This is a genomic window from Deinococcus deserti VCD115 (assembly GCF_000020685.1).
In the GTDB taxonomy this organism is placed as follows: domain Bacteria; phylum Deinococcota; class Deinococci; order Deinococcales; family Deinococcaceae; genus Deinococcus; species Deinococcus deserti.
In genome coordinates, this window is record NC_012526.1 from 767,055 (window position 1) to 780,055 (window position 13,001).

The following is a 13,001-nucleotide window of genomic DNA, read 5'->3' on the forward strand; positions in this document are numbered from 1 at the left end:
GCCATCCCCACTTGTCCCCGGGGTGCGCTCACCCCGCGGCCACATGAAAGATGTTTCTATGGCTCGTCATAAGCGTTCAACACTGCCTGCCGTCACCCTCAGTGACGTGGAACAGCGGCCCTCCATGGTGAGGCGCACAGCCAATGGGTGGGCGTGGAAGTGCGCCTACTGTGGGCAGTTCGCCAGCAGCGAGACGCTGGTCGGAAAGTACGTGTGTCGTTCACACGGTGGCGTGACTCCTCGCCAGCGTTCTCCAGAGGCGCGTGATGCTGCCCGAAATGCAGGTCAGCCTGTTCCACAGCCTCCTGGGCGACCCTTGCAGACAGGCCTGTATTCGCGGCGTCCTAAAGTGCGCGTCGACGAAATTGTTGCTGACTACCAGGCCCGTCAGGTAAATGCTGACCACACCGATGAGGACATGCTGTATCTGCGTGCCTACCTGCAACAGCTCAAAGAGGTGCACCCTTCCGTCGGACAATTGGCGGCTCCCCTTGAGGCTCTACAAGGCCAGTTGCAAGCAGGATGTATGACTAGTCCAGACAAGGGGTCGGAGCCAGCTTGTAGGGCAACAGAAGCGCCGGCTGAGGTATTGCATCTGGTGCGTGAAACCGCACGTGTCCTGCGGGATATCACGGGGTTTACGGAACAACTTGAGCGACGGCACGAGCGCCTGATTAAACTCAGCAAACTCCGCGCCGAGACGAGGCTCAAGGACAGTGCTGCTCGACAACTTGAGGTGTTCACGCTGATGCTCAGCCGTTTACAACTCATTCTTGAAGAGCAGCTTTCCCCAGTGGACTTCGCTGCGCTACAGCAGCGGATGGCCCGTGACCTCAGTGAACTGCCAACTGCAGCTGTGAAGAGCAGTGCAGGTGTTCGTCCCGCTCGAAGGACCAGGTAAGTCCGATGGGCCTGCGTTGACGGCGATTATTGATGGTGTGTGCCCCAGCCTTGCTCCAGATGGGCTGCGGCTTCGGTCTGCTTTAAGACAGCCGTGCATTCATCCCAGTGGCTGAGGTCCGGCACTTGCTGGTGCACACGCTCAAAGGGGTGAAGCAGGGCGGTCTTCTCGGCTTCACCGACGTGGTCGAGCAGCACTTTCACGCGTTGCTCCTCAGCTTTCGCGAGTTCTACCCAGCTGTCCTCAAGGACCTGAGGGATCAGGCCAAATAGCGCAGCGATGTCACCGAAGCGCTCGGAGAGGCGCTGGTGAACGCGGTCCTCTATCGAACCCTGGTACCGCATGTTGTAGATGCGGATCGTCGAGTGCTTCTGCCCGATGCGCTGAATGCGACCTTTCCGTTGTTCAAGGCGCGTGGGATTCCACGGGAGGTCGATGTTGATGAGATTCGACAGGCGTTGCAGGTTCAGGCCCTCAGACGCTGCGTCTGTGCCCACCAGCAAGGTAACGGTACCGTCTCTGACCTGATCCTTGAGGGCCTGCCGTTCGCAGCCAGTGAAATCGCCATTGTCGTAAAAGCCGCTCTGTTCCTCGTTGGTGTAGAGGCCCACGCGGACGTCTGGGAAGTGTGCACTTAACTTGCGAGCTACCACGCGGGCGGTGTCGAGATACTGCGAGAAGAGGATGCAGCCGTCCTGCAGCCAGCTTTTCTGCCCGCGCGTGACGGCAGAGTCGCCAGTGAGCAGGTCAATGGTCAGTTTGATTTTCGGGTCGTTAGAGCGGGCCCGGCCGAGCACCCATTTCAGCTCCTCAAGCTGACGCCGCATCTCGTCTGTGGCCTGGACGGTGACTTCCTCCTCGTCCTCTTCGGTTTCCTCATCGGGAATGACTGCCTCGCCATGTAGCATGCGGCTGACGCTGATGTATCCGGCCTCGAGGCTTGAACTGATGCGGCGTAGCAAGGCCGTCTTGGCGAAGCCCGTCAGGTTGTGCTGCGTGCCCAGGACTTCGCAAATTTTCTCGGCGATCTCATAAGCACGGGCAACTTCACTTGCAACGGGCACCGCTTCGTCTGCGCGGTCGCCCTGAAGGTCTACTTCGATGCGTTCGAGTTGCCCTTGCTCTTCCAGAGCTTTGCGGGTGCGCATGATAATCCGCCGGATGTACGGGTTCTGATCCCGGACCCACTGCGGGAAGTCACGTGTGATGTGCCGCTCCTCAATAGGGCTGAGGCGGTTGTAGCCGTCGCTGCCGGCCTCGAACTCACCATTATGGAGGCCAAGACTCCGGCGGATGTCGAGCAGGTCTGCGTCGAGGCGGCCGTGTGCGTCACGGCTCTGCGCGACCGGGGATCGGTACCATCCCCATTGCTCCATGAACCCAGTAGGTGGAGCTTGGCGGCCTACCGCCAGTTCGAGGCCCTGGTCAACGTGCATGTTCCACCAGGAGAAAGGCCCACCGAGCACTTCCGGCGCCCCTTGCGCGAGGACCTGCAGCAAATCGTGCGCCTCGACGAGGTCAAGCTGCACAGGCGTAGCAGTTGCGAGGAGGACGCTGCGACTGCGCGCCGCGAGGCGACAGAAGGCGCGGTAAAGATTATTTGGCCGGCGTTGTTTTCCCTTGCCAGATTTTCGTGCGCGGTGTGCCTCGTCGAGGATCACCAGTTCGAAGTCTTGCTCGAAGACTTCGTGCGGGCTGTCGCCGAGAAAGGACAACCAGCTGGAGGACACCAGCGCAATGCGGCGAGGGCAGTTCCGAAAGCCCCGTGTGACGCGACCCCGCTCATCGATCCAGCCCTTCACGCTGCTGTCCCAGCGGGCACTCGGGACGCGCAGAAGGTCCCACATCTCCGCCTGCCACTGCCCAAGCAAGGTCTTTGGGACGGCAATCAGTACGGGCTTCTCACCTTGCAGGGCGATGATCTGCGCGCTTACGGCAAGTTGCAGGGTTTTGCCGAGCCCGACCTGATCGGCGAGCAGGAGCCTCGCGCGTTTGAACGGGCCGGAGTGTGCCAGAATCGTCTGGTGGATGAAAGCCTTCTGGTGCGGCCAGAGGCCCATCTCGTTGGTGTACAGAGGCGCTTCGATAAGCGGCGCCATCACTTCCTTCAGGTCGTGACCCCCGCTGCCCAGATCCCCCTGCAGCAGGTCACGCCATTCCTGCAAGGTCAGGTCATGCCGGCCGGCGAGGCGCTTGAGGTCATCGATGACGGCCCGGGCGAGCGGCACCGCCTGGTGGTGATTCCACAAGGCGTCGAATTCCGCTTGGACCCACGCGACGCCTTCCGGCGAGGCGTCTTCCCAGAGCAGTTCGTAGTTGCGACTCCAGGCGCTGGCTGTGTCGTTCACGCTGCCCATGAAGGCTGTTTTCGTGCCGTTGGTGACGACGCCGGCCTTGCCGTGCATGAACCCGAAGGCCTCGTCCGGCAGGACCCGGATCTCTATCTGGCCGCTGAGCAGTGCTGCGTGGAGGAGACGCAGGCGTTCACGTATTTCCGGAGGCGCGTGCAGGAGTTGAAGCTCGGGTTTGCTGGCGTGCCAGCGGCGGCGCTGCTGCTCCTCAGCGATCTTTGCGACGGCCACGTCGGACGGGTTCAGATCGGAGTTGCACACCATGCGGATATGGCCCACGGTGCTGAACGGCTCCTGAAGCAGGTGCAGGACGGATGACGTGAAGTACCCGCAGAGACGGTCGTACGTGCTGGCCCCGGTCAGGCGCGGGATCAGGAAGTCCTCGTCGATGCGGCCGAGACGGGCGCTGAAGCGGCGCAGGCTCATCAGACTCCAGCGTTCATCAGTGCCCCGCGCAGGATGCGGGCCGCTCCGGCTTCCGCCATCCAGTGGGGGAGAGTCTGCTTGCTGAGGTAATCGAGAAGTTTGATGGCTTTGGTGTGTTGCATATCGAAGTTCTGCACCTCTTTCTGGAGCCAGGTGATGCCTTTTTCTGGTTGACCGGTCTGCGTGGTGAGATTCACGGCCATTAGGACGTGACGGAGCAGTGTCCCGGCGAGCGGACCCGTGTGGACGCCGCGGGCACCCATCTCGGCGGCGGTAAGCAGATAGGCGCCCTGGCCGCGTCTCTCGCTGACAAGCTCATGCCAAGCGTTTGCGGCGAAGCCTTTAGAAAGCTCCTGGTACACTCCGCTACGCCGCTCCTCGCCGCGGTGCTCAGCTTCGAGGCCTTTGAGATAAAAGCGTTCGTGCGCACCGAGTTCACGCCAGATGTCCGCGTCAAGGCCACGCGGCTTCAGTTCCCGGCTGGCGACCTGTGAGGCCTGTTCGATCAAGCGGTGAACTGGGGACTTTTCTCCTTTAGCGCGCACCCTGAGGAGTTCGCGGCATGGGTCGATGCCGTCGATGTCGTGTGAGGTGATGACACGTAGCGCCGCAGCGTAGGTCGCTAGTTGCAGATCTGCGTCACTCCAGGTCAGGCCCGCACCCTCGAGGAACTTCATGTCCTCAAGTTGCTGGGCAACCTCTCGCTCCATGAGGGCGAGAATTTCATCGTCAAACAGCGTCTCAACCTCACCGCGTTTCCTGAGGACCAGGAGCACCGTGTTTTGCACGGCATTGGCTCCCGTCTTGCGCTTTTCAGTTTCTGTGGCTACTGTCCAAGCGGCGGTAACCTTCAGGCCAGAGGCCCACATGATCATGGCAAGATCCGCCCAGATCTGGACGTCACGGTGCGTGAACATGACGATCTGCAGGCCGTTGTCCGGCATGAGCCGCGCAAGATTGGAGTACACCTCGATCATGGATGTATTGAAGACCGTGTCCTTGCCTTGCAAAGACAGCGCACGTTTCGGGTCAGCGTACCAGCCTGGAAAATGCGCGGTGAGTCTCTTGCCGTACCACGCTAGGAAGAATTCGCTGAGGTCCTCGTAGCGGATAGCGTCGGCGTAAGGCGGGTCCGTGATCCAAAAATGACTGTGCGTGTCGACCGCTCGAGCGTCCCGCAACTCCACGTGCAGGTCAGCTGACAGCATGGACGATGTGGGGAGATACAGACTCTTGTACAGGCGCAGGCCCCGTGCACTCCAGTTGTATACGGGAGTCAGGAGGTGGGACATGAAGGTGCCGGTTGGCGTGTCTGTGGCCTTACTCCACAGACAGAACTTAGAGCTCCGGTCGGCAACTTTGCCCGCGAAGCCTAAAAGTTCCCGTGCTGCGCTACACGCCTCTGTCGCTTCGGCCAGCAGACCGCCGAGCAGAAGTTGGCGTGGTGTGAAGAGGTGATGCCAGTATGTCCACCCTCGCGCGTTCAGGAGACGGTCCTGTCTACGGTCTCCCACTGTGATCGAATCTTCGGGGATGTAGCCTTTTGCCCGCCAGTCGTCGAGGCGATCCCGCAGAAGGGCCAGACATCTGGCTTCACGTTCCAGGTCAGCCGCCGTGACGGACTCATAACTCCTGAGACTCTTGAATCTCCGGCCAACACGGACGTCTTCGCTCCAGCGGATGCAGTACAACCGCTCTTGAAGGAAATCGCCTAGCGCGGGAGTCAGGTCGTCTTTCGTCCACGGCCGGAGGCCTTGGCTGTCATCATGCCGGGTTCTGAGGCGGGACAGGAGCGTTCGCTGCGGCTCCGGAACTTCAGGCGTGCGGGGCGGAACGAGGTACTGTTCAATAACTGTGCCTTGCTGCGCCCGCTGCATTTGCTCAGGGCTTGCGTTTGACACGATGCGGATGTCATACCGTCTGTGGACCGGGTCGGGCACAAGTTCAGCAACGACTCGGTCCTTTAACGAGATGACCCAGGTCGTAGAGAGCGGTACAACGTACCCCGTTTCCGGGTCCAGCACCTCGTTGCACCACAAGTAAGCGTCCGCGCGGCGGCCCTGCTCATCGTGCTCGATGCCCCAAGCAATCACCTGGCGATCTACTTCGTCGTACACCCCCTGCTGGGCCGCTTCGATTCGTTTCCTGGCCTTGGGCGTTGCACACAGAAGCGCTTGATTGCTCCAAGTGAGGAGACCCGCGACCGGGTTGAGGTCGCTGGCGTGCGTGCCGCATCCGAGCCGGGCAGCCTCGAAAGGAATCGAACCGCCTCCAGAGAACACGTCCCCAACCCGCGTCTTCTCATCGAAGCGCATGATGCCAAGTTCTTCTACCAACTCCTGAAGGCTGGAGGAGTTCGTGCCGAGGTGATCGTTGATCATCATCCAGCTTGCCCAGTCGGTCGGGCCCTCGTAGCTTTCCGCGAGACTGGAATCCTTACGGCGCTGCTGGGTGGAACTTGCCGTGAACTGTGCGGTGGATAGCCCCGACCGCTGATGCAAGCTGGTGTCGTCGATCCCCAGGAGGCGCTCAAAGACCTCTATATCCCTTTGGGGGTCGTCGGTGGCCGGCAGCAGAGCTCCCAGAATGCTGGCGCGCACCAGCACGAGAGGTTTCCGGCCCCACCATTTGCCCATCCCGGTGAGCCGCTGTGCAGACCCGGCTGTGCGCTCCTTATAACTTTCGGCGCTAAGTTTGGCGACCGGGAAGCACCGCTCAATCAGGGCGGGCGCGTTCGACAGTGGCCTGGGTGGTGTGCCCGTCATCATGGTCTTTTTTCGGGTGTCACACCCCGGCGTTCATCAACGCCCCGCGCAGCAGGCGAGCGGCCGCCGCATCCTCGGCCCAGTGGGGGAGGGCCTGCTTTCCCAGATGCTCAAGGAGCTTAATGGTCCGGGTCTGTTGCATGCCGAAGTTTTGCACTTCGCTTTGCAACCATGCGACGCCCTTCGCTGGGTCCTGCTCACGGACCGTAATCTGCATAGCCATCAGTACGTGTCGCAGCAATGTTCCGGCAAGTGGCCCGTTGCTCACAAACCGGCTGCCCATCTCACTGGCAGTCATCAAGCGCACTTGATTGGCTCGTTCATCGCCCAGAAGGTCCCGCCAAGAATTCGCAGCAAATCCCTTGGAGAGTTCCTGGTAGACGCCACTACGGTGCTCGCCACGGCTTTCGGTTTCGAGGCCCTTGAGATAAAAGCGTTCGTGCGCGCCGAGGTCTCGCCAGATGCCCGCGTCGAGACCACGAGGCATAAGCTCCCGGCTGGCGACCTGCGAAGCCTGCTCGATCAGGCGGTGAACCGGGGATTTCTCGCCCTTAGCGCGGACCTTCAGAAGTTCACGGTGAGGGTCAACTCCGTCGATGTCGTGTGTGGTGATCACGCGCAAAGCAGCAGCGTACGTGGCTAGTTGGAGATCAGCATCGGTCCAGCGCAAACCAGCCCCTTCGAGAAGTTGCATGTCCTTGAGTTGTTTCGAGACCTCATACTCCATTAAGGAGAGAATTTCATCATCGAAAAGGGTTGTGACTGCGCCTCGTTTACGGAGAACAAGGAGAACAGTGCCTTGGACAGAGTTGGTGCCGCCTTTCAAGCCATCTGTGGTTTCAGTTGCAACAGTCCATGCCGCAGTCACCTTCAATCCAGACGCCCACATGGTCATCGCAAGGTCGGCCCAAACTTCTATGTCTTGATGAGTGAACATTACGATCTGTATGCCATTATTAGGCATAAGTTGGGAAAGGTTTGAGTAAACCTCAATCATGGATTGGTTAAAGCTAACCCCTTTCCCTTTCAAGGCCAGCGCGCGCTTGCTATCTGTATACCACTCTGGGAATAGCCTGGGGATCCTCTTCTCGTACCAAGCAAGGAAGAATTCGCTTATCTCTTCGTAAGGAATAGCATCAGCATAAGGAGGATCGGTAATCCATATTGACCGGACGTTTTCTACACCTCTTGCGTCAATTAGTTCAACTTTTGTTGGAGTGCAATTAAGATCCGAAGTCGTAATGCTCACCGTGCTTAAGGCTTGAAAACCGCGCACATTATAATTGTAAAGTGGAGAGAGGGATTGTGCTGAGTAAGTCTGACTAGATGAATTATTCATCGGTTTCCATCTGCACAGTTTGCTATTCCAATCTGCTACTTTGCCAACTAAGGCTAATAGTTCAGCGGGCGCGGAGCTTCTGGCGACTGACTCTGCAAACAAACCATTTATAAGGAGTTGTCTCGGTGTAAACAGGTGATGCCAATGGGTCCAGCCGCGCCTGCTCTGTGGCTTATGAATCTCTTTGCCCTGCTCGACTTTCAGAGTAGGTAGAAAGCCCAGCTCTTGCCAGTTACTGATTTTTCCTAGCAAAATTTCAAAGCATTGCCTTTCCCGATCTAAGTCTGCAGCTGTCACTGATTCATAGTGTCTAACCTCCTTAACTTTGATTTTTTTGCCAACCACTTTTTTTATTTTTTCAACCCATCGAATGCAGTAAAGTCGCTCCTGAAATAAGTCTTCCGCTCGTGACGAAATATCCTCAGCTTGCCATTGTTTGATTCCTGATCGTTCCATTAGGCGGTCCATATGGGTCGAGTGAGGATGGGGATTATCAAGTGTTGGGGGCGGTATTAGATGTTGATTTACTACTGTGCCAAATTTAGCTTTATGTAACTGTTCATCTGTGGCGCCGGTTATAATTTTAATTTCATATCTTTTATTTAGTTCGTCAGGTATCAGTTCTGCAACTACACGATGGGATTGGCTAATCACCCATGTCGCTGAGAGTGGTACCATATACCCAGTTTCTGGATCTAGCACTTCGTTGCACCATAGGTAAGCGTCAGCACGGCGGCCTCGTTCGTCGTGTTCGATGCGCCAATTGGTTATTTGGCGATCCACTTCCTCGTACACCCACTTTTGGGCTGCGTCGATACGTTCCTTATCTTTGGGTGTGGCGCATAGTAGAGTTTGATTACTCCACGTTAGTAATGCCGCCACAGGATTTAAGTCACTGGCGTAGGTGTCGCAGCCGAGTCGGGCAGCCTCGAAGGGAATCGAGCCGCCGCCAGAGAACACATCCCCTACTTTTGGCTTCTCACCGAAGCGCATGATGCCTAACTGCTCCACGAGTTCCTGAAGTGTGAAAGCGTTTGTCCTGAGGTGGTTGTTTATAAACTTCCAGCTTTCCTTATCGCTTGGGCCTTCATAGGCTTCTGCCAGGATAGCGTCTTTGAGTTGTTCCTCGGATGAAAGCGCAGCAAATTGACCAGCAGTCAACGCCTTGCGCGTTCGTCGCTCGTACAGGCCAAATTCGTCCATACCCATCAAACGTTCGAAGACCTCGTTGTCCTTCTGTGGGTCATCCGTAGCGGGCAGAAGGGCCCCCAGGAGACTAGCGCGCACTAACACAAGAGGTTTACGGCCCCACCACTTGCCAACTGGGGACAGACGCTGGGCTTGCTTTGCATCGCGTTCCTTGTAACTCTCGGCACTAAGTTTCGCCACTGGGAAGGCGTGTTCGATGAGGGAAGGTTGGTCAGCTAGTGGTGTTTCAGGGAGGAGGGGATGGGTCTGAGTCATGCGCTGGCCTTCCGGAACATGGGTTCCATGTCGTTCTTCCCGCTTTTTGTTTTCACGGTGCGAGTGGGCATCAATTTTAAGGTGGTGTCCGGGTCATTGACGTCATTGCCTGGCCCAGTTGGTGTGGCGGCCAGCATGAGCCTCAGCGCGGCCCGCCAGCCTTTACCACGTCCGCGTGGGTCGCCATTCAGGGCGACCGTCTGATTGAACAGCCACCACCGCTCGATGCGGTGTAGGCGCTGCCAACTTACGCGAATCACGTCTAACTCATCCTCGGTAGCGTCCTCGGCAGCCCACACGAGCACCATCAACTCCTTACCCAGGTTGTTGATGCTCAGGCGAGTATCACCTGTCTTTAGGAAGCGGCCAGGCCGCTCTCCTGCTTCCCGGAGCTGCTCGTTGAATGCGAATTCGGCGGTCCTGGCGACGTTGGCCCACTGCTTGTGAGTTAGTTGCCCCCTTAGGGTCTGGGTTAGGCGGCCAGCAAGGTTCTCGCGTACCTCGTAAAAATTTACGAGCTCTTTTCTACTGTTGGGCACGCTGACCAGCATGTGCGGCCGTTCGCTATCCGGAGCAGCAAAGTGCCCTGGTGTGGCCGTTATGCCTTGTTTCGTCATGATGAGTCTCCTGACGGTTGTTTCTTCACTGGGCGACTTCGCTCATGTTGAGCTTGTCACCTGTCTCCGCGGTCCAGTCGCTGAGGTTCTGCCCGCGTTCGAACCGAATTTCCTTCACGTCAAGGTGAAGGTTCGTTTCAGGACCCACCAGTTTACGCACGTATTCGCTGAGTTCACGCAGTGCATCGGCCGTAAAGGCGGCTCCCTCGGAGAACGTCGCGGTGCCGTATTGGTCTCCCTTGCCGTCCACCATGACTTTTACGCCGGCAGCCTTAGCCCCATGCTTCTCGAGGCGGTCCATCAGCTTCACGCTGTCTGCCGTGGCCGTCGTCTTATGAGTGCGGGCCCACCGAGCGGGCGTAACAGGATCCAGGGGAATCACGTCAGGCTTCAGAGTGATAGGCGTGCTATTCACACCGCCGCGGGTGGCAACGGCCTGCACCACGTGCGTGCCGGGCGGCGGCGTAATCGGCTTGCCGGGTTCGTAGATCTGCCCTTTCTCCGGTGCGCTGCCGTCGAAGGTGACGCGGATTTCCACGTCTGGTGACGCCTCGAAGCGAACCTCGCCACTTTCCCAAACGCCTTTCAAGAAAGTGGGCGCCTGCCAAGTAAAGCTCTGGCCAGTCGGGTGGCCCTTGTTCGCAGTTGCGTTGTAGCTGGGATCGACTGCCAGGAAGGTGAAGGTCTGACCGGTAACCTCCATGGAGGCGTCCGTCATAACCGGCGCAGCAATATCGACAGTGGAGCCTTCAGCGTAGTGGACCTGCGTACCGTACTTGGGCGTCACAGTCAGGCGATAACGGTCCGCAGCCGCGTCGAGAATGTCGTGGCGGACGGTGACGGATGTCGGCTCCAGCGGGAAGGGACCACGCTCGATTTCCTGCCCGTCCTGACGCCACTCGTCGCGGTCGATCTTGTCACGGCGCAGCTGATCCAGCGCACCGGCCGGGTGCCACGGCCACCCGGTGGTGTTCGCCGCGCGAGCAAGCAGCTCATTCCAGGTCATGCGCTTGGCGTTGCCGAATACGCGTGCCTCGAACTTGCGGCCCTCGCTCGCGTCGAGCGCCCTTACAAACTTCTTGCGGCCCTCGAGGATTTCCTGTACCTGTTGCGCGCCGCGGCTTGCCGGGTTTTTCTCGGCGAACTTTCCGGTGAAGTCCAGGCTGGTCAGGCCCGCCTGTTCTGGGAAGTGCAGGTGCGTGAAGGCCTCCTGGGCAGCCGTGAGGAAGTGCATCATTGTGGCCTGCTCGCGCTCCTCGAGTTCCAGAATCATGTCCGGGTTGGGTTTTTCGCTGCGCCGCAGTTTTCCGAGGGCGGACTGCGTGGCGCGCAGGGCCTTGGCGCGGTCGAGCAGGAGACGGTAGTTGGACTCTTCACCGGTGAGGAACATCATGCGGTTGCGCAGGGTGCTGGCGTCGAAGAGCTCTTTGAGCTTCGGATTTAGGCCATTGCCTTGTGGGCGAGAAAGGACCAGCAGCACGTGTCCTTGCTTTGGATCGATCTGATCCAGGGCCGGGAAGATCAGAAGCTCTTTGTATGCTCCGTCCGGCAGTGGATTGAACAGAATAGCCAGTTGCTCGCGGACGATGTCAAGGGCTTTGTCCTCGCTGGTTGATTGAATAGTCGCTTCAATCTCCGCGTTGATGTTCCGCGTAGAGCTGAAGTAGTAACTGTCCCCGTCTTTATGCAGATACCAAGACTTATGTGCGAGGTCGTTGAGGACGGCTTTCAGCGGTGCCAGATCAAGGCCTGGCTGGGCGAGATAATCAGCCACGAGTTGTGGCGGAAGTCCGACGACGCCGTCCACGACGTGCGCGAGCGAGGAGGTCAGCAGCAACGTCGCGGCCCGGCGGGACAGGTCCGAAGGCTCGTTCTGCTCGGCGACCGCCCGTCCCTGGTCGGCCACATCGTGCGAAAGAGCGTTCTTGAGCTTGTCGTTGATGTTCAAGAGCTCACCGCGGATGCGGTCGTTGTTCAGGTCGAGGTCCTGCAGACCGATCGTGCTGCGCTCCGAGGCGAGGCCGCTGTCCCACAGGTGGGCGGTGACTGCGCGCATCATGCGAATCAGGCCACGCGTCTGCTGGAAGCCCGGGTTATCGCGGAAGCGGGCGTAGAGGTCACGTAGGCTGGGGTGAAACGGATACGTGTCGATCAGCGCCAGGCTGGCCTGCTGCCCGTCAGCGGGGGTGAGGCCCATCTTGCGAGCCTGGTCGATCTCGTGTGCGTATTGTCCTTGCAGATGCCGGATGACACTGTCGTCCGGGACGGTCTCAAAGAGGCGCTTTCGCAGAATGTCGTACACTTCGTTTGAGTTCTGCTGCACCGGCTCAATTTCCAGCGCGAGGCGCTGCGTTTCCTTGGTAAGGTCGCTCAGGACGTCGTGGAGGTACGAGCTGGCCCGGCCGTACGCCGCGCCGCCGAGATCAGTCAGCACTAGTGCAACGCGCTCGCAGCCTGGGCGTTGTAGGGCGGCCATGAGGTTCGTCAGAGCACGGGCAGTCAGGCGAGCGAGGTTGCTGTCCCCAACCACGCGGCTCTCAACCGCTTCGAGGTACGGCGGCAACTCGTCGATGAGGATCAGGGCCGTCCGGCCTCGCAAGAGTGCTTCCCAATCCTCCTGGCCCGGTGCGTCCGGTGGCGCGTAAAAATTCGCGAACGCGGCCTTGTTACCAAGCTGTTCTGCGATAACGCCCCATAAGCCGTGCGGCGGATTACCACGGCCGTTGAAGGCTACGACCTCGACGTTTTTTACGTCCCGCAGAACGCCTTCCATGGCGGGGTCCGTGATGACTTGTGGCCGCACAAGAGTGTGCGCTGCCAGGAGGCCTAGGGTAATGAGGTTGTGGGTCTTGCCGCCGCCCATGCTCTGCTTCAGGAAGAACACACTGTTGCTGGACTGTCCCGAGAGACGTTTGAAGCCCTGCTTCAGGAGATTCTGCATGCCGTCCGTAATTACGTTCTCTTCGAAGAACGTCTGCGGGTTGATGCTGCCTTCGGTGAGATCGTTGATATCCAGTGTCGTTTCGCTCTTGTTGTTCTCGAACACGGACGCACGGGGCTGTAGCAAAGCATTGAGGGTAAGGCTGGCAATTTGAGTCATCCGTTCTCCCGGGAAGCCTAAAAATCAAGTGAAGCGCG

6 protein-coding genes are annotated in these 13,001 nt (G+C 58.8%); 1 reads left to right on the plus strand and 5 read right to left on the minus strand.

Annotation, left to right across the window (positions count from 1 at the left end):
* Nucleotides 1–349: 349 nt before the first annotated feature.
* Nucleotides 350–901 carry a hypothetical protein gene (locus DEIDE_RS03765; RefSeq protein ID WP_162485392.1) on the plus strand — a complete coding sequence of 184 codons (552 nt, stop codon included), beginning with the start codon at nt 350–352 and terminating at the stop codon, nt 899–901.
* 26 nt (nt 902–927) lie between these two features.
* On the opposite strand, the gene DEIDE_RS03770 is transcribed toward DEIDE_RS03765, so the two are convergent.
* Genes DEIDE_RS03770 through DEIDE_RS03790 form a run of 5 tightly spaced genes read right to left on the minus strand, consistent with a single transcriptional unit; the run spans nt 928 to nt 12,963 of the window.
* On the minus strand, nt 928–3,678 hold the full coding sequence (locus DEIDE_RS03770) for a helicase-related protein (protein ID WP_012692618.1): 2,751 nt from the start codon (nt 3,676–3,678) through the stop codon (nt 928–930).
* A complete protein-coding gene (locus DEIDE_RS03775; RefSeq protein ID WP_012692619.1) occupies nt 3,678–6,446 on the minus strand; it encodes an anti-phage-associated DUF1156 domain-containing protein in 2,769 nt (922 codons plus the stop codon). The genes DEIDE_RS03770 and DEIDE_RS03775 overlap by 1 nt, the downstream gene beginning before the upstream one ends.
* 16 nt (nt 6,447–6,462) lie before the next feature.
* On the minus strand, nt 6,463–9,246 hold the full coding sequence (locus DEIDE_RS03780; RefSeq protein ID WP_012692620.1) for an anti-phage-associated DUF1156 domain-containing protein: 2,784 nt from the start codon (nt 9,244–9,246) through the stop codon (nt 6,463–6,465).
* Nucleotides 9,243–9,863 carry a DUF3780 domain-containing protein gene (locus DEIDE_RS03785; RefSeq protein ID WP_012692621.1) on the minus strand — a complete coding sequence of 207 codons (621 nt, stop codon included), beginning with the start codon at nt 9,861–9,863 and terminating at the stop codon, nt 9,243–9,245. The genes DEIDE_RS03780 and DEIDE_RS03785 overlap by 4 nt, the downstream gene beginning before the upstream one ends.
* Nucleotides 9,864–9,888: 25 nt before the next feature.
* The gene (locus DEIDE_RS03790; RefSeq protein WP_012692622.1) at nt 9,889–12,963 is read right to left on the minus strand and encodes a DUF499 domain-containing protein; all 3,075 of its coding nucleotides are present in this window, start codon (nt 12,961–12,963) and stop codon (nt 9,889–9,891) included.
* Nucleotides 12,964–13,001: the final 38 nt, after the last annotated feature.